The 22,243-nt window shown below is 31.9% G+C and carries 21 protein-coding genes; 1 reads left to right on the forward strand and 20 read right to left on the reverse strand.

Annotation, left to right across the window (positions count from 1 at the left end; translation table 11 throughout):
* Nucleotides 1-36: 36 nt before the first annotated feature.
* From BOW57_RS08800 to BOW57_RS08850, 11 genes are all read right to left on the reverse strand, one after another.
* Nucleotides 37-489: a hypothetical protein gene (locus BOW57_RS08800; protein WP_129053807.1), complete on the reverse strand. Its 453-nt coding sequence runs from the start codon at nt 487-489 to the stop codon at nt 37-39.
* A gap of 144 nt (nt 490-633) precedes the next feature.
* Nucleotides 634-2,358 (reverse strand): sodium:solute symporter, encoded by a 1,725-nt coding sequence (locus tag BOW57_RS08805; protein ID WP_089055739.1) that lies wholly within the window; start codon nt 2,356-2,358, stop codon nt 634-636.
* 121 nt (nt 2,359-2,479) lie between these two features.
* Nucleotides 2,480-5,011 (reverse strand): PIG-L family deacetylase, encoded by a 2,532-nt coding sequence (locus BOW57_RS08810; protein ID WP_129053808.1) that lies wholly within the window; start codon nt 5,009-5,011, stop codon nt 2,480-2,482.
* A 162-nt stretch (nt 5,012-5,173) separates the two neighbouring features.
* Nucleotides 5,174-5,701, reverse strand: a complete 528-nt coding sequence (locus BOW57_RS08815; RefSeq protein ID WP_129053809.1) for a hypothetical protein — start codon at nt 5,699-5,701, stop codon at nt 5,174-5,176.
* 188 nt (nt 5,702-5,889) lie between these two features.
* On the reverse strand, nt 5,890-7,722 hold the full coding sequence (locus tag BOW57_RS08820; protein WP_129053810.1) for a hypothetical protein: 1,833 nt from the start codon (nt 7,720-7,722) through the stop codon (nt 5,890-5,892).
* An 87-nt stretch (nt 7,723-7,809) separates the two neighbouring features.
* Nucleotides 7,810-8,910 (reverse strand): AI-2E family transporter, encoded by a 1,101-nt coding sequence (locus tag BOW57_RS08825; protein ID WP_129053811.1) that lies wholly within the window; start codon nt 8,908-8,910, stop codon nt 7,810-7,812.
* A 110-nt stretch (nt 8,911-9,020) separates the two neighbouring features.
* The gene (locus BOW57_RS08830; protein WP_089055734.1) at nt 9,021-9,551 is read right to left on the reverse strand and encodes a mechanosensitive ion channel domain-containing protein; all 531 of its coding nucleotides are present in this window, start codon (nt 9,549-9,551) and stop codon (nt 9,021-9,023) included.
* A 10-nt stretch (nt 9,552-9,561) separates the two neighbouring features.
* The gene (locus BOW57_RS08835; protein WP_089055733.1) at nt 9,562-10,146 is read right to left on the reverse strand and encodes a Maf-like protein; all 585 of its coding nucleotides are present in this window, start codon (nt 10,144-10,146) and stop codon (nt 9,562-9,564) included.
* Nucleotides 10,139-11,065 carry a geranylgeranylglycerol-phosphate geranylgeranyltransferase gene (locus tag BOW57_RS08840; protein ID WP_129053812.1) on the reverse strand — a complete coding sequence of 309 codons (927 nt, stop codon included), beginning with the start codon at nt 11,063-11,065 and terminating at the stop codon, nt 10,139-10,141. Before BOW57_RS08840 ends, BOW57_RS08835 begins: the two co-directional genes overlap by 8 nt.
* Before the next feature lie 158 nt (nt 11,066-11,223).
* Nucleotides 11,224-11,751, reverse strand: a complete 528-nt coding sequence (locus tag BOW57_RS08845) for an HAD family hydrolase (protein ID WP_129053813.1) — start codon at nt 11,749-11,751, stop codon at nt 11,224-11,226.
* Complete coding sequence (locus tag BOW57_RS08850) at nt 11,735-12,496, reverse strand: Rossmann-like and DUF2520 domain-containing protein (protein ID WP_129053814.1); 762 nt, start codon at nt 12,494-12,496, stop codon at nt 11,735-11,737. The genes BOW57_RS08845 and BOW57_RS08850 overlap by 17 nt, the downstream gene beginning before the upstream one ends.
* A 318-nt stretch (nt 12,497-12,814) precedes the next feature.
* Between BOW57_RS08850 and ccsA the strand changes: the two genes are divergently transcribed.
* The gene (gene ccsA / locus BOW57_RS08855; protein ID WP_129053815.1) at nt 12,815-16,027 is read left to right on the forward strand and encodes a cytochrome c biogenesis protein CcsA; all 3,213 of its coding nucleotides are present in this window, start codon (nt 12,815-12,817) and stop codon (nt 16,025-16,027) included.
* Between the two features lie 54 nt (nt 16,028-16,081).
* Here ccsA and arsB read toward each other — a convergent pair whose 3' ends face one another.
* The 9 genes from arsB to BOW57_RS08900 all read right to left on the reverse strand — a co-directional run bounded on the left by arsB (nt 16,082) and on the right by BOW57_RS08900 (nt 21,903).
* Nucleotides 16,082-17,170 carry an ACR3 family arsenite efflux transporter gene (gene arsB, locus BOW57_RS08860; RefSeq protein WP_129053816.1) on the reverse strand — a complete coding sequence of 363 codons (1,089 nt, stop codon included), beginning with the start codon at nt 17,168-17,170 and terminating at the stop codon, nt 16,082-16,084.
* A gap of 5 nt (nt 17,171-17,175) precedes the next feature.
* A complete protein-coding gene (locus BOW57_RS08865; protein ID WP_129053817.1) occupies nt 17,176-17,793 on the reverse strand; it encodes a protein-tyrosine-phosphatase in 618 nt (205 codons plus the stop codon).
* A 20-nt stretch (nt 17,794-17,813) separates the two neighbouring features.
* The gene (locus BOW57_RS08870) at nt 17,814-18,287 is read right to left on the reverse strand and encodes a DUF6428 family protein (protein ID WP_129053818.1); all 474 of its coding nucleotides are present in this window, start codon (nt 18,285-18,287) and stop codon (nt 17,814-17,816) included.
* A 60-nt stretch (nt 18,288-18,347) separates the two neighbouring features.
* Entirely contained in the window at nt 18,348-18,914 is a 567-nt protein-coding gene (locus BOW57_RS08875) for a hypothetical protein (protein ID WP_129053819.1), read from the reverse strand.
* Between the two features lies 1 nt (nt 18,915).
* Nucleotides 18,916-19,242 (reverse strand): helix-turn-helix transcriptional regulator, encoded by a 327-nt coding sequence (locus BOW57_RS08880; RefSeq protein WP_129053820.1) that lies wholly within the window; start codon nt 19,240-19,242, stop codon nt 18,916-18,918.
* Between the two features lie 92 nt (nt 19,243-19,334).
* Complete coding sequence (locus BOW57_RS08885) at nt 19,335-20,060, reverse strand: DUF3667 domain-containing protein (RefSeq protein WP_129053821.1); 726 nt, start codon at nt 20,058-20,060, stop codon at nt 19,335-19,337.
* 52 nt (nt 20,061-20,112) lie between these two features.
* Complete coding sequence (locus BOW57_RS08890; RefSeq protein ID WP_129053822.1) at nt 20,113-20,493, reverse strand: DoxX family protein; 381 nt, start codon at nt 20,491-20,493, stop codon at nt 20,113-20,115.
* 91 nt (nt 20,494-20,584) lie between these two features.
* Nucleotides 20,585-21,373, reverse strand: a complete 789-nt coding sequence (locus BOW57_RS08895) for an anti-sigma factor domain-containing protein (RefSeq protein ID WP_129053823.1) — start codon at nt 21,371-21,373, stop codon at nt 20,585-20,587.
* A complete protein-coding gene (locus tag BOW57_RS08900; RefSeq protein WP_089055725.1) occupies nt 21,373-21,903 on the reverse strand; it encodes an RNA polymerase sigma factor in 531 nt (176 codons plus the stop codon). Before BOW57_RS08900 ends, BOW57_RS08895 begins: the two co-directional genes overlap by 1 nt.
* Nucleotides 21,904-22,243: the final 340 nt, after the last annotated feature.

The raw sequence follows: 22,243 nt of genomic DNA on the forward strand, positions 1-22,243 counted from the left end.
TTGATTCTTGATTGCAGCTAAAAATTGAAAATGCATTTAGTATAAAACTGCACACCAAAATGTCCAAATAATAAAAACGATCTGCAGTGGGATTCTAAACCACAAATACGAAATTCCGTTTCCTTCATAAGTTCCTTTTTGATAATCTATATGTTTTACAGCCGCATAAATATTAGCGGGAAGTAAAAAGATAAAGAATATAATCAATATCCAGCCTGAATAAACTTTCGTTGAAGAAATCAAAAGACATATTCCTAATACAATTTCGATTATCCCGGTTGCGTAAACCACCTCTGTCCGAAATGGGATTTTTTCAGGAAGCATCATTACCATTCCTTTAGTAAAAACAAAATGCGCTATTGCTGTAAAACACAGCATTACACACATTGCTATTCTTGCTGCCATTGGCATATCGTATTGATTTGTGAGGAATTTTAGAGTAAAAATTGAAACTAAAAAAACAAGAATCAGAACTATTAATGGTTTCATTTTTAGTGATTTGAAGGTTTTATCAAAGATAAAAGATTTTATGCAAATGTTTAAAAACCATTTAGAATGCAAACAAAAAAAGATCTTTGTAAAAGTTTAAAACTTCAACCAAGATCTTCTAAAACACTTAAGCCAAAAAAGATATTATTCTAAAATCACCTTATCATTATCTGTTTTTTCTCTAAAAAATAAAAACTGCATAATCAATGACAATAATATCGTTAGGATAGCTCCAATAAAATTAAGCCATAAATAACCTAATTTTTCTTGTGTATAAATCATGAAATAATAAATAACAAAAATGGTTAACTGGCTAATGATAGCACTGTAAAACATAGGTTTTGCCTTAACACGACGTAAATAAAATCCAACTAAAAATATTCCTAGAACGGTGCCATAAAATATTGATCCAATTATATTTACAAGCTGAATCAAGTTTTCAAACAGAGTTCCAACGCAAGCAAAAAGGATCGCTATAATTCCCCAAAATAGCGTGAAGAATTTAGTAGCATTAAGATAGTGTTTTTCAGATTTCTCTGTTTTGAGATTTCTTTTATAAATATCTATTGCTGTTGTCGATGCCAAAGCGGTTAATCCTGAAGCAGTTGATGACATTGCAGCAGATAAAATAACGGCTAATAATAAACCGATTAATCCTTTTGGTAAATAGTGCAATATGAAGTGAAAAAACACGTAATCTTTATCGTTTGTTTCACTGCGACTATCTGCTCTCGAAATAATTTCTTTGGCGCGGTCGCGTAAATCTTTTTCTTTATTTGATAGCGTCACTAATTCTTTACGCAGAATCGGATTATCATAATCTTGATTTAACTGATCGATGTACAATAAATTAATTACTTTTTTATCTTCAGAAAGCTTACTAAGCTTTTTTTCCAAAACATGATATTCTTCTTTAAAAGGCGATTTTTCAATTACTGTTTTGTTATTTGGATTAAAATTTAAAGGAACTGGATTGAATTGAAAAAACACAAAAACCATAACTCCTGTAAGCAGAATAAAAAACTGCATTGGTACTTTTAAAAGGCCGTTCATGATTAATCCCATTTGGCTTTCACGAATCGATTTACCTGATAAATATCGTCCAACCTGCGATTGATCTGTACCAAAATAGGCGAGGGCTAAGAAAAAACCTCCTGTAATACCGCTCCAAAAAGTGTATTTCTCTTCTGGATTAAACGAGAAGTCAACAATATTCATTTTATCATTTGCTCCAGCAATATGCATAGCGCTATTAAACGTCATATCATTTGGCAGATAATGCAAAATCAAGAAAAATGTAATGAACATACCCGACATAATTACAAACATTTGCTGTTTCTGGGTAACGTTTACAGCTTTTGTTCCGCCAGAGAATGTGTAAATAATAACGAGAACACCAATAATAATGTTCATTACGGTAAGATTCCAACCTAAAAGTGCCGAGAGGATAATTGCGGGTGCATAAATGGTAAGTCCAGTTCCTAATCCTCTTTGAACAAGAAATAAAATGGCAGCAAGTGAACGTGTTTTTACATCAAAACGTTTTTCAAGAAACTCGTAAGCGGTAAAAACTTTATTTTTATGATATAGCGGAATAAAAGTAACACATATTACTATCATTGCAATTGGCAGTCCGAAATAGAACTGCACAAAACCCATTCCGTCATGATAAGCCTGCCCTGGAGTTGATAAAAAAGTAATGGCACTGGCTTGGGTTGCCATTACCGAAAGTCCTACAGTGTACCAAGGCGTTTCGTTATTACCTAGAATAAAGTCTTCAACATTTTTACTTCCTTTGGTTTTCCAAGAACCATATCCAACTATGAATAAAAGTGTTACAATAAGTACGATCCAATCAAATAGCTGCATAGGTTATGAATATAATTGCATGATTAAGAAAAATATTAAAATATAAATGGCATTAGCAACCAAAACATAGGTGTAGCTTTTTTTCCATTTTTTTACTTTTTTAGCTTCCATACTTTCGTTTTTATTGCTTAATATCTTGTTTAGGAGCTTCTATTGGCTGTTTCAGCGAAATCATGTTAGATAATAATCTATAAGCTCCTGCAACGCCTTCAGGTAATTCTCTAAAGAAACTTAAACCGGTGTAAATATAATATCCTTTTCCGTAAGGCGCTACTAATAGTGCACCGTCTTTGGCTGATTCTCCTTTATCATGTGAAGAGATAATAGGAGTAAAGGCAGGATCATATTGATTTGGATAATACAAGCCTTGTTCTTGTGTCCAACCCTCGAAATCTTTTGATGAGATTTTGTTTGGAGTATTTAAAACAGGATGATTTGGTGCTAAGAAAGTAACTTTTGCATTTTCTTCTGTTACTCGGTCGTATGATAATTTTAACGGATATGGTGCAATTTTATCCGTTACCAATTGTCCATTTGTATTGTATTGAACAATCATATTTTTACCGCTTTTTACAAAATTGAATAGGATACTTTGCTTGTTAGCCAAAGCATTTACAGTATTGTAAGCACGAACTCCAGTAATAACAACATTAAATGAATCTAATTTTTCTGGTGTGATTTCTTCAGGTTTTAAGATAGTTACTTTATATCCCATTTGAGAAAGACTTTCAGGAACTTCATCACCAGCGCCCATTATATAAGCTATGGCATCTCCTGAAGTTTTTAAATCAATTCGTATTGCTTTTGAATCGGCTGATTTTAGAACCATTTGTTTTGTAATATGGCTGAAATCAATAATTGTTTCTGCTTTATCAAAACGTTTATTATCAATAGTAACAATACTTTGTGCTGTAGTTTCCTCAGGATTTATAGGAGGTGTAACTTCAAAATAAAAAATATGTTCGTTCCCTTTTTGATCTAAAGTAAACGGAATTTGTTTTGGAACTACAGTCCAGCTTTTTGGCAATTCCAACTGTAAATTTCCCTTCACATTATCTTTTCCTGCGCGAACTTTTACAGGAATCATTTTACTATTAGTATCTCTAAAAACAAGTACTTTTTCTAAAATTGAAGTGGTTACCTCTGGCACAACATCAAGAAAGTTATACATTTCGCCTTTTACGCTGTCGTTGTATTTGTAAATAACGGTACGCTCAAACGGAATTTCGACACCTTCAATTTTTATGGTAAAAACAACTTTTACATTTCTAATAATATCTGGAATTCCAATGTTTTCTTGGTTAGAAACGGTATACATTCCAACAGTTGCTTTTTCCTTTAACCAATAAGGCTGTGTGTATTCAATGTTTTCTGGCAGCTTTGTTTGAAGAATAAACTTTTGATTGCTGTTGTTTTTTAAAATAGTATTCTGAATAGTTATTTTATTGTCTGGCAATGAAGTAACACTTGTAAGCTGCATGTTTACTGGAGATCTGTTTATTGCCTCTAAACTAAGTTTTACAATGCTTCCTGGAGTAGCTTCCTGCTCGCTCGCAACAGCTTCTAAATATAAACCTGCACAAGATGCAATAATATTTTTTACAGCTTCTGATTTTAAATTCTTCCAATGATCGTCGTTTAAAGTTTCAATCATGGTGTAGGCTTTTACTAAATCTGGTATACTCGCCGATGGATTGCTAAAATCATACTTGGCAATAATTATCGATATCAAATCACCAATTGGTTTTCCGTTTTTAACGCGATTCCAAGTAGTATCGATTCCATCAAAAACATTGTTTTTATCTAATCCGTTTTCGCCTTTAATTACTTCTAAATACTCTGTTTCTTCACCACGAACACCAGTACTCCCAAAACCTTGTGATTGATGACGACTTCTGCTCAATGCGGCAATTTCCTGATTTGATTTTCCTAATCCAGTATAATATACACCCGTTTCTAATTTTGCAAAATTAGATTTGTTCGCTGCATCAAATTTCTCTTGACTTCCATAAAACCACCACGACGGATTAAAATAAAGTCTTTTTACCTGCCAAGGCGAAACAAATTTTAATTGCTCAGGATATACTTTTGAATCGTTTGTTAGATTAAAACTCTCAACGCTCAACATTGCAGATGAAGTATGATGTCCGTGCGTTGTTCCTGGCGAACGATGATCAAAACGATTAATTATTACGTCTGGCTGAAATTTTCTAATAGTCCATATAACATCGGCTAAGACTTTATCTTTATCCCAAATTTGTAAAGTTTCATCGGGAGTTTTTGAAAATCCAAAATCATTTGCTCTAGAAAAAAACTGCTCACCGCCGTCTATTTTTCGTGCTTCAATAAGTTCCTGAGTTCGTATTACACCAAGTAATTCGCGCAATTGAGGACCAATTAAATTCTGACCGCCATCTCCTCTTGTAAGCGACAAATACCCAGTTCTAGCATTTACTTCGTTTGCAAAATAAGAAATCAAACGAGTATTTTCATCATCAGGATGTGCTGCAACATACAAAACTGATCCTAAAAAATTTAATTTTTTGATTTGATTGTAAATTTCAATCGAGTTTGGTTTTTGCGGCTGCTGTGCGAATGTGATGTTAAAACCTATTAAAAAAAATAGAATTAATTGAACTGGAGTTTTTATCATGCTTGGTTAGTTGGTTTTTTAATAGACTCAAAAATAGTAATTAAATTATGGAACAGTATTTAAATGAAATGTTAATGTTTAGTTATTGAAAACTAATTAGATACTGTTTAAACATGCAAAAAGAGCGTCTTAATCAGGATTAATACGCTCTTTTATAGTTATTTATCTTCTGCCGCGACCTTCGTGGCGATCGTCATCATCATCTCTATCATGTTTTCCATGATGCTTGTTGTTATGTTTATCATAATGTTTGTCGTAGTGCTTGTAATTTCTGTTATCATTACGACGATCATTGTAACCATAAACTGGTCTTGGTCTATAAGGTCTTTGTGGTGCACCGCAATATCCTTTGTAGTATTTTACTTTATGTCGATCAAAGTAAGTATAAGGAGTTCTTCCGTGATAATCTGTTAAAACTACTTTGTAACCTCCGTATAAATCATAGTTTCTGTACTGTCTAGGTAAATAAGTTGTTCTAACCCATCTTCCGCCTCCAAAATAGATGAACTGCGAAGCTCTAACATCATAATAAGCCTCAATATCTGGCAAATAGTAATATTCCATATTTGCATATCCGGCTGGTCCCCAAGCTGGAGGATTACCTATGTTAACGTTTATTGATACCTGAGCTTGTGTGGCATTTGCAATCAAAAGGAATAATCCGGCGATTGCTATTTTCATTGTTTTCATCTTTTCTAAAGTTTAAATGTTAATCTTGTTTAAGGATTTTCATATACCGTGCCAAAAATAAAAACGCAATACCGTTCGTCGGATAAAATATACTTTTTAACGAGTGAATTAGTCTTATAAAACTCGTAATGTATTGATTTTTAAAACAAAAACAAAATATAAAAAAAGTAAAAAAAATTAAGCTCTATCTATTTATAATCGACAATTCTTGGTTTTGCAAGTTCAAAACTTTGAAGTCCATAATCTGTAGTTTCAAATGTATTTGTTTTAAAAACACTGTCTCCTTGATTTGGAATACTTGGATAATAGGATAATGAGAGCTGAAAGGAACTGAAAACCAAATAATCATTACTTATTAATAATCCCAAAGTAATTTTAGAATAAGGTTTGCTTCTTAACATTGCATTATCTGGACTTCCTAAAACTGCTATAGAATAATTAAAAAATGGATTTAAACGGAAACCTAAAATAGAATGCGGTGAATAAGTTTGAGTTTGAAGCGATAAAACAGCTTTGCTCGTTCCGTAAATAGCGCTATTAAATCCTGCTAAACCATTTTGCTCGTTTATATTCAGTTCATCTCCAATAATATTCTCGCGATTTACACCAATAACGACCTTTGGATTCACAAATTGTCTTAATTTCCAGTTTCCTATAGTAAATAATTTGGTAAAGTAATTAGACTCTAATAAAAAGGCGGTTTCGTAAGTTTTTGATTGATGAAAAAAAGTTCCTGCTTCAAAATTCATACTTAAAAAACCCAATCGGTAGTAGTTTCCAAATGAAAATTGTGCGCCGGCATAAGGTCTCCAAAAGGTGTTTTTGTATTGATATCCCAAAGTAATACCATAAATACGACCAATTGGTACATCCTCTGTTTGTCCGTTTCTGAAAATATAACTATCTTTTATAAATTTACGTCTATTCAATCCAATGCCTGCTAAAAGGAGTTTTTGATCTGAATAGAAATTTGTAGGATCATAAACTTCTGAAGGTGTTTCGGTAAAATCAACATTTAAAAAACGTGCTGCTACAATTAGATTTGTAATTGCTTTATTTTCATCTTCAAAAACTTTCGTAGCGTGACCTCCCCATAAATCTTGAAAATTATATTTAAACGGCTGATAGGCATAAGTCAAATCAGGAGCTTGCAGCGTATCTTTCCTGAAATTCTGCCCAATATAAACACCGCCTGCCCATTTAGTCAAAGGAGAATAAAAATCACGCTCAATATCGATTGATTTACTGTAATTGTTATCGAGATCCATGTTGTAATGCACGGCGGCTCCAATATAAGTATTTTTAATATTAGGAATAGTGTAAGTGGCCTCATTACCATTTCTACCATCATCAAATCGATTAGTGTATCGATATTCTAATTGCTGACCTGAACCAAAAAAATCTTTTTCTTTAAAACCTATCGACATTTGATTACTGGATATTGAAAATCTTGGTATGGTACTCCATGAATCTAAAACCCTGATAGTAACATCAACAGAATCTGCTGCCATGCCAACTGCTTTATTCGAAATTCTAACTGCAGTAACGTATCTCTGAGATCGTATTAAACGCTCTGTTTCCTGAACTTTATAACTGTCATAAACCGTATTTTTTCTAAATAGCAACAGGTTTTTTATCGCAATTTTCTTTGTTTTTAAGTGAAGTCGATTTCCTGTGCGTTCTCCCCAGTTTTTTGGCATCACGGTAGAATCAACTACAGAATGTCCAAACGGATCTAATGTAATGATGTTGATTTTTCGAATAATTTTTCCATCAAAATTTGTGGTATCATTCGACACAAGGAGTTCTTCTTTTTTTCTAGGTTTCTTTGCTCTGAATATAAGCTTATGTAAGGTTTTGGTGAACTTGTTCTTTTTAGAATAATTTCGAATTCGATTGTATATTTCGGTAGTGTCTTTTTTAGTTTTAATCTTTTCTTTTAAAGTATCTGACTGAGCATAAATGCTTTGTAAACTAAAGCATAACAAAATAAAAACTAATATCTTTTTATTTAGAAACATTCAGATATTTTTAAACTTACTTTTTTACTGATTTTTATATGAATATAAGATAAATAACACGAACATTTTTAAAATTGACAGCTTATTTTAATTGACAGCTTTGGTTTTTCGAACTCGCCACGTGAATTTTTTTGGCATATGATTGCCCATAACATAGCCCCAAGGTTCTAGTGATTCTATACGATCGAAGATAATTTTTAAAATTGCAAGAAGCGGAATTGCTAAAAACATTCCAGAAATTCCGGCCGCTGTACCGCCGATAATAATTCCGATAATAGAAACAAAAGCATTTATTTCGACTTTTGAATTAATGATTAAAGGCACCAGCAAATTGTTGTCAATCAATTGAACAATTAAGTTCACGATCAAAATTCCAACAACTAATGATACTTCGGCAGAACCTGTTAAAGAAGCAAGAATCGTAATTAAACCCGCAATTGCAATTCCGATGTAAGGAATCAGGTTTAAAATCCCTGTTATTAATCCTAAAAGAATGAAATATTTCACACCAATAATCCAAAGTCCTAAACTGGTAAGTACCGAGACTACTATCATTTCAAGAATTAGACTTACAATATAATTATTGATCGAAACTTTTATCTGAGTAAGAATATCTTTTAACGCAGCGTGATTTTCTTTGCTTATTAATTTGGCTAAAAAAAGTATAAAATGATCTTTGTATAAGAGAAATAGAAACGTATAAATTGGAATAATAGTACAGTCTACTAATAGATCACTTATAGAAATTAGAGCTGATCCTAAAGTAGCATTTCCGTTCTTAACTGAATCTTTGGTTACATTATCTAAATACTTTTTCTGCTCGCCAATACTTACATGAAAATTCTCTTTTATAAACTTATGAATTTCAATTAGAAAAGAGTTTGCATTCTTTTTAATCGTATCAAAATCATTAGCCATATTCGTAACTTGATAGGAAATGAAAACCAAAATTCCGACTATAAACAATAGAAAAATTACAACACAAATTATAGCCGCAAAATGCCGCGGAAACTTCAATTTAGTATTTAATATTGTAAAAATTGGAAGTAATAATACAGCAAATAAAAATGCCATGAATACTGGTGTAAGAATATCTTTTGCAATGCAAAAAATATAAGCAAGTGCAATTAGACTTACTAATATACAAGAGAGTTTTGCATAGAATGGCAGTTTTATTGTTGGAATCATTTGGAGAGATTTTATAGTGAAACGTTAATAAGTTAAACAAATATTGCAATTTATTTAACATTTTGCGTTCCAGCTTTTTAGTCAAGCCTTATAAAATTCCCATTCAAATTTTAGTCAAAAAATTCCTTTTCTTCATATTGGGTAGGCATAATCGAAATACCTTTTTGAAGAAGCAGGTTGTTAGGAAAAATGATTTTTTCTCCTTCTTTAGTCTTTAGATTGACATGAAAAGCACTGATATCCTCGATTTCAGCTTCGATAGGAAAATCTTTATCGTGTATTTTTATCGTATCTCCAATTCGGAATGGAAATGAAAAAAACAAAATCATTCCCGAAGTAATGTTACTTAAAATGGACCATTGCGCAAAAAAAGCAACGCCAATTACTGTTGCAATAGATGAAACCGTAAAAAGTATATCTTTTGTTTCAACACCCCAAATTACAATCAAACTTATTACAACAAGTACATTCATTAACACATGAGTATATTTAATTGCCAAGTTTGTTCTGTGCTCCAATAGCTGACTGCTGCTGGCAAAACGACGAATTAATTTTGCCACAATAACACGCATTGCTACTAATAATAAAAGAACAATTACGGTAGCAATAATTTCCTCGCTATACTCTTTGAAAGAAAACATATCTAAATTTTTACACTAAAGTACTCAAATATTCATAAACTTTGGCTGTTGGAAGTCCCATAACATTTGTATAAGAACCTTCTACTTTTGCAACTGCCATAAAACCAAACCATTCCTGAATTCCATAAGCACCAGCTTTATCATAAGGTTTATAGTTTTCTATGTAATATAAAATGGCTTCGTCTGATAAATCTGCGAAAGTTACTTTTGTAACATCATTAATAAGAGTAGAAGAGGTCTTGGTTTTAAAACAAACCGATGTAAATACTTCATGTGTTGCATTCGACATAGATTTTATCATTTGAAAAGCATCTTCTGCATTTTTTGGTTTTCCCAATGCCTTATTATTATGCCAGACAATAGTGTCGCTTGTTACCAAGATCTCATTATCATTTAATTCTCCATCAAAAGCATCTGCCTTTAATTGTGCCAGATAATCAGTAATTTCAACTGCTTTCAGCTCTGGCGGATAGATTTCTTCGATTTCTTTTAAACGAATTTCAAAATCAAGATCTAAATCTTTAAAAAACTGCTGTCTGCGCGGTGATCCCGAAGCAAGAATTAAACTGTATTTTTTAAGCTTTTCTTTAAGCATTGTATTTGATATTTAAACTAATGATGAGAATGGATAAAATTCCGAAGAACAAAATAAATTTTAAAACAGTACTTAAATGCTGAAAATCCTTTTTTGACTTTGCGTTGAATACTTTTACAATAAAATAAAGTAATGGCGCTAGAACAAAAGCAAATGCATAAATAGTAACAATATAAAGATGGTTTTGAACGAAATAGGTATTGATGTAAAGTAACGATAATATAAACGGAATTATGGCACAGGCTAATGCAATTTTAGCTGCTCTGCTAATACCAATTGCAATTGGTAAAGTATTCATTCCTTGATTGTAATCGCCATTTACATCTTCAATATCTTTAACTATCTCGCGAGTAAAACTAATCATAAAAGCAAACAGGGCGTAGTCTATTAAAATCGAAAATAAACTGGCCATTTGTGCTTGATTTTCTGAATTTACGACAGGAAAAAGATCAAAGATTCCAATAATAAGAACACTTACAGAAAGGAGTGCGGCAACAACAAAATTACCCAAAATCATAATCTGCTTTAAAGTTGTCGCATAAAAGTAGAGTAGTGCAGCTATTAAAATAAAAAGCGATGCAAAACTAGGACGCAGAATAATATTTGACAGCAGAAAACCTATAGCAACACCGCTAATATTAAGTCCAATATAGATGTTATATGCTGCAGTTTCTGAAATTCCTTTTCCAATAACCACATCACTTGGTTTGTTTATAGTATCTGTTGCAACATCGTAAATATTGTTTATTACGTAACCTGCAGCGGCCAATAAAACGGTACATAAAACCAAAAGTCCGTATTGGCAGTCAGATAAAGCCAAAGGAATATCCTGTTGTTTTAAAAAAGCATAACGAAATAAAACCTGCATAAAAGCAAGCATTAGTAGATTTTTATATCGAATGAGTTTTAGGTATTTCATTTTTTCTTCTAAGGTTCAAAGAGGCAAAGATACAGAGTGACAAAGGTCTTTTCTTATGTTTTCTTTGTCAAAGTTTTGAACTTTGACAAAGAAAATATATTGATTATCGACTGCAAAAATCTAAAATCTAAAGTCAGAAATCTTAAATTTAAAATCTATTAATCGTGCTTTCCATTAAAATACTCCATCCATTTCCCTTGTACTTTCATAACCTGTTCAATAACGTCTCTTGCGGCACCTTTTCCACCTTTTACGTGCGAAATGTAACGGCATATATTTTTAATTTCAGGAACTGCATCTTGCGGAGAGGCTGGTAAACCTACTAATTTCATTACATGATAATCCGGAATATCATCTCCCATGTATAAAACCTGTTCTGGTTTGATGTTATTCGCTTCCGTATACTCTTTAAATGTTTTGACTTTATCAGGAGTTCCTAAATGAATATTGGTAATTCCTAAATTTTGAAGCCTTACTCGAACGCCTTCGTTGCTTCCGCCAGAAATAATACAAACATTATAACCGCTTTCTACAGCTGCTTTCATAGCATAACCATCACGAATATTCATTGTGCGAAGAATTTCTCCTTCAGTGGTTACAAAAACGGAACTGTCTGTAAGTACGCCATCAACATCAAAAATAAATGTTGTAATGTCGTTCATCATTTCTTTATAACTTTTTGCCATTATTCTCTATAGATTGTGTTAGTATTTTATAAATATTCTTTTGATTTTCATCTGTTATAAATTCCAAATGTGCATTGGTTGTTACTGAATCTCGGCGTTTTGCAGGTCCAGTTTGTGCATCGATTGGGTCTAGAGTTTTGATTTTATCGGCAGTTTCCTGAATTAAAGGTTTCAAAACTTCAAATGGAACATGATGTTCGTCACAGATTTCTTTTCCAATTTGATATAGATGATTCGTAAAATTATTAACGAAAACAGCCGCAACATGCAGCGCTTTTCGTTGTTCTGAACTAATTGCAAAAACAGCTTCTGAAATGCATTTTGCAGCAGTTTCTAAGATCGTGTAATCTTCTTGATTTTCAGCTTCTAAACAAATCGGTATTATAGAAAAATCGACTTCTTTACTTTTAGAAAATGTCTGCAGCGGATAAAAAACACCTTTTCTGTTTTTTGAATCTAAAACATCAATTGAAGTGGTGCCGGAAGTATGAACAACTAATTGATTTTTAAAAGGTAATAGTTTTGAAACTTCAGAAATTGCAGTGTCAGAAACTGAAATTATACATAAATCTGTTTCTTTTAAAGCCGAAAATTCGGTTACAATTTTTTCTGAATCAATAATAGAAATCAAGGCTTCTTTTTTTCTGGAAAACACCTGTACAATTTCAACAAGATTACTTGCAGAGAACGCTTTTATTAAATGCTGAGCGACATTTCCAGAACCAATTATCGTTATTCGAATCATATCGCAAAATTAGTATTATTTTTTTTAAACTTAATTGACATAAGAAAGTTTTGCCACAGTTTATGCTGAATAGAATGATTTTCGATCAATTCATTTTTTTACAATTAAAACAAAGTAATCTTTTTAAATCGCCTAATCTACAGTAGATAAAATGCCGAATATTCTAGAGATGTATTTTTGTAAAACTAAGCGTACATTTTTATCAATATGATTAAATTTGACGCTCTTTATTTGGTTTTTATTAACAAAATAGCCCTACTGCTAATCAACATTTTTAAGTACTTTTGTGGCACTTTTATACAATGTAATTCCTTAAAAATGGATAAAAAAATATTCTCTTTTTTGTTTTCTACACGATTAATGGCCGTTCTTTTTTTAGCATTTGCAATCGCAATGGGTATTGGAACTTTTATCGAAAGTAAGTATAATACCGATACTGCCAGAATTTTAATTTATAATACATGGTGGTTTGAAGCTATAATGGCTATTTTTATGCTTAATTTCTTCGGAAATATCAAACGTTATCAATTATTAAAGAAAGAAAAATGGGCAACTTTATTGCTTCATCTTGCTTTCGTTTTTATTCTTTTAGGTGCTTTTATTACTCGATATATCAGTTACGAAGGAATGATGCCTATCCGTGAAGGCGCAGCCGAGAATCAAATTTATTCAGACAAAACATTTATTACTGTTTTTGCTGATGGTGAATACAAAGGTGAAATGAAACGCAGGGTTTTTGATAAAAATCTTTTGTTGTCTCCAGTAACCAATAACAATTTTACACTTTCTGGTAAGTTTGACGAAACTCCTTTTGAAGTAAGTTATGTAAACTATATCATGGGAGCTAAAGAGGTGATAAAACCAGATCCTAAAGGAACACTTTATTTAAAGTTAGTTGAAGCGGGAGCGGGCGGACGTGAAGAGCATTTCTTGAAAGATGGTGAAGTACAAAATATTCACAATGTATTATTTGCTTTAAACAAACCAACTGACGGTGCAATCAATATCAATACAACCGGTGAGCAATATACCATTCAAACTCCATTTGAAGGAGAATTTATGAGAATGGCCGATAAATTAAAAGGTGCTGTAACTAAAGATAATGTACAACCTTTAATGATGCGTTCTTTATATAGTATTGGTGATATTCGAATTGTGTTTCCAGATCCAGCTGTTAAAGGTGTTGTAGATTACGAATCTAATAATGACTACAAAGCTAAATCTCATCATGATGCTTTAATTGTAAAAGTAAAAGCAGACGGTGAAGAAAAAGAAGTTAGACTTTTAGGTTCTAAAGGAAGCGTAGGGGAGCCTCAAACAGTAAAAATTGGAAAAATAGAATACAGTTTATTCTTCGGTAGTAAAGCTTACGTTTTACCTTTTAAAGTAAGATTGAACGATTTTATCGCTACGAAATACCCAGGAACAGAAAAAAGTTATTCGGCTTTTGAAAGTAAAGTAACAGTTTTAGATTCTACAGAAACTTTTGACGCTGATATTTATATGAATCACGTTTTAGATCATAAAGGATATCGTTTTTTCCAATCTTCATTTGATCCAGATGAAAAAGGAACTGTTTTATCTGTAAACCATGACTTTTGGGGAACTTCAATTACTTATTTTGGCTACTTTATGTTATATCTGGGATTAATGGCAATTATGTTTACCAAACATTCTCGTTTTGCCGATTTGAAACGCAAATTAGAAGTTGTAAAAAAGAAAAAAGAAAAATTTATCACGATCTTAGTTTTAATGATTAGTTTGAGTGGTTTTGCTCAAGCACCTCATGTTCATACGCCAGGTGACAATCACAATCATAATCATACAGCAGATCCAAATGATCATGCAAATCACGTAACAGCTCCGCCAAGTAAAAAACAATTAGACTCTTTATTGTCTATTTACAAAGCACCAGCAGCGCATGCCGCAAAATTTGGACGTTTGATTATTCAAGATGCTGGAGGTAGAATGAAACCTGTTAATACTTTCTCTTCAGAATTATTAAGAAAAGTAAGCCACGACGATACTTATAACGGAATGAACTCTGATCAGGTATTATTGTCTATGACGCAATATGCACAAGTTTGGATTCAGGTTCCTATAATCTATATCAAATCTGGAAATGACAGTATTCGTAAAATTATTGGAGTAGATAAAGAAGCAAAAGCGGTTGCATTTGTTAACTTTTTTGATGCAAACGGAAACTATAAACTTTCTCCATACTTAGATGAAGCTTATAAAGCGGCAAATCCAAATCAGTTTGAGAAAGATTTTATTGAAACAGATAAAAAAGTAAATTTAATGGAATCTGCTTTAAGCGGAAGCATTTTGAAAATTTTCCCTGTCCCAAATGATCCAAACCATAAATGGGTTTCTTATTTAGAACGTGAAAATGCAGGTTTAAAAGGAATGGATTCTACTTATGTAAAGCAAATTTTACCTCTTTATTTTAGCGCATTAAACAATGCTTCTATTTCTAAGAATTGGGATACTGCCGATCAATTAGTAGAAAGTCTTAATGGTTTTCAGAAGAAATTTGGTGCTAAAGTCCGTCCAAGCGAACAAAAAATTGATGCCGAAATTGCATACAATAAATATGATGTTTTTAAAGTATTGCCTTATTGGTATATCACAGTGGCGAGCCTTATGTTTATATTTATTATTGTCAATATTTTCTTTGAAAAAAAATGGCTTCGTATTACAATAAACGCATTCCATATCATGGTGGGCTTGCTATTTGCCCTACATACATTAGGATTAATAGCGCGTTGGTATATTTCTGGTCACGCCCCTTGGAGTAATGCTTACGAATCTATTGTATATGTAGCTTGGTCAACAATGTTCTTTGGTTTGGCTTTTGATAGAAAATCGAAACTTACTGTTGCTTCATCAGCATTTGTTACAGCTATGATTTTGATGGCGGCATATATGAACTGGATTGATCCAGAAATTGCAAACTTGCAGCCAGTTCTTAACTCGTATTGGTTAATGATCCACGTTGCAGTTATTGTAGGTAGTTATGGTCCAACTGCATTAGGAATGATTTTAGGTTTTGTGGCATTAGTATTGATTTTCTTTACCACTGAGAAAAACAAAGCTAAAATGGAATTAAACATTAAAGAGATAACTTATATCAACGAAATGTCTTTAACTATTGGTCTTATCATGCTGACTATTGGAAACTTTTTAGGTGGACAATGGGCAAACGAAAGTTGGGGACGTTACTGGGGATGGGATCCAAAAGAAACTTGGGCTTTAATTTCTATCATGCTTTATGCGTTTGTAATTCATGCTCGATTTGTTCCCGCTTTACGCGGAAAATGGTTCTTTAATTTGATGAGTATGTTTGCATTTGTTTCTATTTTATTTACATATTATGGAGTAAACTTCCATTTAGTTGGTCTGCATTCTTACGCAAGCGGAGAGGCGCACTCACTGAGTTGGGTTTATTATTGCCTAGGTACAATTTCTGTAATTGGAGCAATAACATATCCAAAATACCGCAAGTATTATAAAACCAAGAAAAAATAATAAGCAAAAAAAGGTTCAACTTATAGTTGAACCTTTTTTTATTTAGAATAAATTCTAAATTTTGTTTAGAGTTTTATCTCCTTTAAGGAAATACTTTTTTTGGAACCAAAATGCAACATTTACTAATGCAATTAAAGCGGGAACTTCAACTAATGGACCAATTACTCCTGTAAATGCCTGTCCGCTGTTAATTCCAAATACACCAATTGAAACTGCAATAGCAAGTTCAAAATTATTCCCTGTAGCGGTAAATGCAATTGCTGTACTTTTAGAATAATCTGCTCCAAAATATTTTCCGATGAAAAAACTCAAAACAAACATCAATACAAAATAAATTGCCAAAGGAACAGCGATACGTAAAACATCCATTGGAATTCTAACTATTAATTCTCCTTTTAAACTAAACATTACAATTATTGTAAACAAAAGAGCAATTAAAGTAATAGGAGAAATAAATGGTATGAATTTATTTTGAAACCATTCTTCATTTTTAATTTCTATTAAAGCGTAACGACTAATAATTCCTAATGCAAACGGTATACCCAAATAAATCCCGACACTTTCAGCAATTTCACCAATACCAATAGAAACATTAAAACCTGTATAACCAAAAATAGGAGGCAAGATTGTTATGAAAACATAAGCATAAAAACTATACAGTAAAACCTGAAAAATACTGTTAAGTGCAATTAATCCCGCAGCATATTCTCTATCACCGTCAGCCAAATCATTCCAAACTACTACCATTGCAATACAGCGTGCCAGTCCAATCAAAATTAAACCAATCATATATTCTGAATATCCATTCAAAAATACTAATGCCAATACGAACATTAAGATTGGGCCAATTATCCAGTTTAAAAATAGAGATGCGGCAAGAACTTTACTATTTGTAAAAACATTTTTAAGACGTTCGTATTTAACTTTCGCTAAAGGAGGGTACATCATTAAAATTAATCCTATGGCCAATGGGATATTTGTTGTTCCTGTAGAAAATGAATTGATTACGTTTTTACTTGAAGGGATAAAATATCCTATAGAAACTCCAATGGCCATTGCAAGAAAAATCCAAAGCGTTAGATAGCGATCTAAGAATCCTAGACGTTTCCTTTCGTTACTGGGAAAACAATTATTTATTGACATAAAAATTATTTAATTTGAGAAAAAACATAAAACATTTCTGTTGCAATTTGCAGACTTCTTTCACTGTATTTTTCGTCCTGCTGTGGTGAATTGTCAAAAGCTTTCGGATCTTCAAAAGTAATAGGAATACGTACTTCAGCTCCAGCTATAAATGGGCAGCTGCCATCAGCTTGAGAACAAGTCATTATTGCGGCAAAACCATTTTCAGGATTAAAATCATCATCATAAGTTTTTGAAAATCCGATTACAGGATTTTCATTTGATGCAAATTTTATGGCATAAACAGGATTATCACCTTGTGATAATTTTTTAATTCCGAACCCCATTTTTTTCAAAGTTTCAGCTACTTTAGGAAACAAAGCGGTTGCTTCAGTTCCGCCAGAATAACAACTTACATTCTTAATACCATAATAGTAAGCTGCCGTCTGTGCCCAAACCTGCGACAAATGGCTTCTTCTCGAATTATGCGTGCAGATTAAATTTAATCTGATCTCGAGATTATTTTTATTTTTAAGCGTAATATAATCGATTAATGACTGCAGAACAGTTTTACGTTCTGCAGTAATACTTTGAAAATCAAAAGTCAAAATAAGTTTTTCAATTTCAGGAAATAAAACATTCATATTATTACTTGATTAAATGATTAACAGCATCCATTTCCAGGAGTACAAGAACTTGAATTATCAGGACTTAATTGCGTTAGATTCAGCTTCGTTTTTTCAGTTGGAATTCCGCATTGATCTTGCGCTAGACAAGCAGTTTGCTTATTCAGCAGTAAAAAATCTTTCCCATTAAAACCTAAATCATATTTTCCAATTGTATTGTCTTGATATTCGACTTCAATTTCAAAATCTGGAATGTTCAGCACTTTTTCTGAAAGCTCTATAATATGTATTAGTTTTTTTGGTTTTAATCTATGCTCAAAATCATTTGCATCCCAAAGCTGAAAGTTTACTACAGTTTCATTTCGTACAACACCTCCGCAGTCTATAAAGTTTTTAGTGATTAAACCAACTTCGGTTACATGAAAATGTTCAGGAACAAAAGTTCCGTTTGGTAATTGAAAATTTACTGTTTCAACAGTATTTAAAATTGTTTTAATTTCTGAAAGTTTCATAGTTTTTATATTTAAATTATCTTATTGCAATATTGCGATATTGTTGTTTTAAAAAAAAGCTTAACAGCAATTGAAGCGAAGCTTTTTGAATAAAAGATTAAATTTTGCATTACACACTAGTATATGCAGCAAGGCGATTAAAACAGCACCCGGTAAAAGATTTATGGCAATCATTTGGAAAAGGCTATAATTTTTAAAGTTTTGAAAATCATCATGTAAGATAGCACCATCATGTGTTAATTCAACTTTAATAACTAGAAAGACTGCAATACTTGCAAAATGAAAACCATTAACCAAAAGATGTAGAATATATTCCCAACGAGGTAATCCTCCCATGAACTCACGACTGTTTTTTTCTACATACGCATCTATAATCAATGTGATTACATCAATAAGAACTAGTACTAATCCAATAAGAAAAAGCCTGTTGTTTTCTATACCAATGTAAAGAGTATAAAGAATTCCTAAAAATAATAATGCTCTTATACTGTGTATCAAATGCTCGAACTTGCTTGATTCTTGTTCATGCAATCTATATTTAAAAAGATGTAGATAAACACCATCAAAAAGTGCTAAAGCCGAATAACTAATTAGTAAAATACTTGAGAGTATAAAAGCCATTTCCATACTAGCAGCATTTTTGTTTTGTTACACCTAATATAATTGCAGAAAAGTAGTTTTTCAATATATCAAAAGTCTTTTCATCGATACAATAGCAAATTGCGTTTCCTTCGATAGTTCCTTTTATTAATCCTGCATTCTTCAATTCTTTCAAATGCTGAGAAACTGTTGGCTGTGCAAGAGGGAGTTCGTTTACAATGTCTCCACAAATACAGGTATTAACTTTTAGTAAATATTCAATTATTGCCACTCTTGCTGGATGCCCCAGAGCTTTTGCAATTGTAGCTATCTGATTTTGGTTTTCTGTAAAATGATCTGTTTTAGTTGCTCCCATTATTTATGGTTTATTTTTATATTGCAATATTACGATATTAAATTCGAAAAATATACAATCCTAATGTTTTTTTGAAACAAAACACAAAAAAACTATTTAAAGCCTATCTCCAAGACTAAAATTACGATAAGGTAAAAGATGGTCAAAAAAATTAAATAACTCAACACAGATAAAAAGAATGCTTTGATTTTTTTCATCTTATTGAAAAATTCAATATTTGTCCAAAAAATAAGAAAGAGGTCAATTATAATTAAAACCTCGGCAATTACAGAAATTTTTGGATTTCCATTAAAATAACATAAAAGCGGAAAAGTAATGATATGTGCAAATAATCGCTGAGAAGCCTTGAAAGCATTAAGAACAAAATATTCAACAAAATTGTACCCTTGTTTTCTAAAACAAATATAAGTCCCAATAGTATAAATAGGTATTGTCGCGATTGTAATCCAAGAAAAGTGCGTTGCCATCCATTCATTAAACCTACCATAGTCTACAACAGTTTCATTTTTTCCTGGATATAAATTAATATCAAAATAATGAAACATAAATCCGTAAACCGTCGCTAAAACAACAACTAACGATAAAGGTTTAAAATGTTTTGCACGCTTTCCTTCAATAAATTCACGTATTGAATTTCCAGGTCTGGTAAATAATTCTTTAAAAGAGTACAATACGCCTTTATCAAAATGAAATAATCCATGCTGAATATCATGCCATAAAAAATGCATATTAATTTTATGTGTTTCAGCACTTTGTCCGCAGTTATTACAATAATGCCCTTTAAAAACCTGATGACAGTTTTTACAAATTATTTCCATACTTTACAATATCAATTTAGATTTTAAAAAATTATGATTACCTGAAAACAGATTAGTTTTTCTTTTGTAAACCATCTGGAAACATAACGGCTAAAAGAACGCAAATTAATAAAAAATTATATTCGACACCATTTCTTCCACCGCCTACAACAAACCAGCCCTCTTGAAAATGAACAAGAATAATTCCCATTACCAAAATAAATATGGTCACAAAGCCCGCAGGTTCTACATATTTATTAAGCAGCAGCAATACAGCCGCAGCAATATGCGATAGTTTAATTGACCAAGCTAGAAAAACACCAAAAGGAGCGAAGCCAATTTGATTTAAATATAAATTTCCAAAGTCATTAATTCCGTTGTTAAATATCCCAAAAACAGAATGAGTTAAAAGTATAACAGCAACAGCAATTCTAAGAAGCATTAGTCCTTTCATAAAATTTAATTTTGGTTTTACTTCATTTAAAAATAATAAAAAAACGCATATTATAGTAATATGCGTTTTGAGTTTTATGACAAGTTAAATTTTAAACTTTTCCTAAAGTATACAATTGTGTCATTGTTGGAGTTAAGCTTCCGCCGGCAGGCTCAAGAGTAATTCCAAAAGCTTCGGCTTCATTTGTACGATCAACAGCAAAGATTTTTTGTGAATTTCCTTCAAAATCACTCAATAAACCAATACTCGTTGGCGTAAGTACTGGACTTAGTTTTAATGCCCAAACCTGATACACCATTCCTTTAGGCGGTTCTGGTAATCCAGCGGCATCAATATAAGTCGTTTTAGTGTCTTTATTCCAGTATACTTTTGCAAAAGATGTTGGCGAAACAGCTTGACCTCCAAGTGTTACTCCCGTATTTTTAATATCTCTCACGATGGTTAAACTCTTGGTGATCTCTTTATTTTGCTCACCTAAGAAAGCATACTCTTTCTCGATTTTACTTTTCTCTGTTCCAACAGTAGTAATCGCTTCTTTTGTTTTTGTAAGTTCTAAAGTCTGATAACCAAAGCCTAACAATAACAATGCAGCTGCGGCCCAGCCAACATATTGTGTCCAGTTTGAAGTAGGTTTCATTTCGACTACCTTCCCGTGTTTAAGCTCTAAACGTGCTTTTATTTTTTCGAAATTAGCAACAGAGTGGAAAGGAGAGAAGCTTGAAGATAAAGCAACAATTGCTTTTTCTATTGATATAATTTCCTTTTCAACTTCTGGGCTTTTTTTTGCCATTTCGGCTATTTCTAAATTCTCCGTTTCGGTTAATAAACCATAAACATAAAGTTCTAGAATTCCTGAGTCTATATATTCTTGTGCTTCCATTAGATTTTTAGATAATTACGTAAGTCGTTAATACAGTTTCTGTTTTGAGTTTTGATAGTTCCCAGCGGCAATGCCAATTCTTCAGAAGCTTCTTGCTGGGTATATCCTTTAAAAAATAATAAATCGATGATTGCAATACACTTTGGTTTCAGTTTTTTGACAAATTCCTGAATTCCAATTGTGTCAATTTTGTCAAGGAGTTTATTACTGTCGTCTAACAGATTTACGAAATTATCAGATGAAAGGTTTTTTTGAGTGTTGTTAAAATTCTTTGAACGAAGCTGATCTACAGATGCATTTCTGGCAATATTAAGAATCCACGTATAAAATCGACCTTTGCTTTCACTGTAAGAATCGATATTTTTCCAGATTTTTACAAAGACTTCCTGTAAAACATCTTCTGCTTCTTCACGGTTTTTTATTAAAACATGTATGACCGAGAACAAACTTTTAGCGTACATATCGTACAAATGTGTAAAAGCTCTTTCGTCTTTCTTGTAAATTAAAACTAATAATTCTTCTTGACTCATAGATTTGGATTTTTAAAGTTTAAACAAAAAATTAGTAAATATTATCTGTAACCTGAGATAAAGATAATTTATTTTTTTGTCAAAATTTCATTTTTTTTAACAGTCTTAAACCTAGAAAAATAAGGGGTTTCAAAAAAAATGTAATTTTTTTTCACTTTTTTAAAACCAAAAGTGAACCAATTACGTAAATGCTATTATAACATGTAAAAAATTTCAAGTGAAATAGCAGTCTTCTTTATTTTTAATTGATGCTAAAGTACTTAAGAGTAATTTTAAAGTATTCATACTCAAAAAAAAAGTATTCAGACTGAAATAAATAGACTGTAAATCTTACAAAACT

Source organism: Flavobacterium sp. YO64 (assembly GCF_004119505.1).
In the GTDB taxonomy this organism is placed as follows: Bacteria; Bacteroidota; Bacteroidia; order Flavobacteriales; family Flavobacteriaceae; genus Flavobacterium; species Flavobacterium oncorhynchi.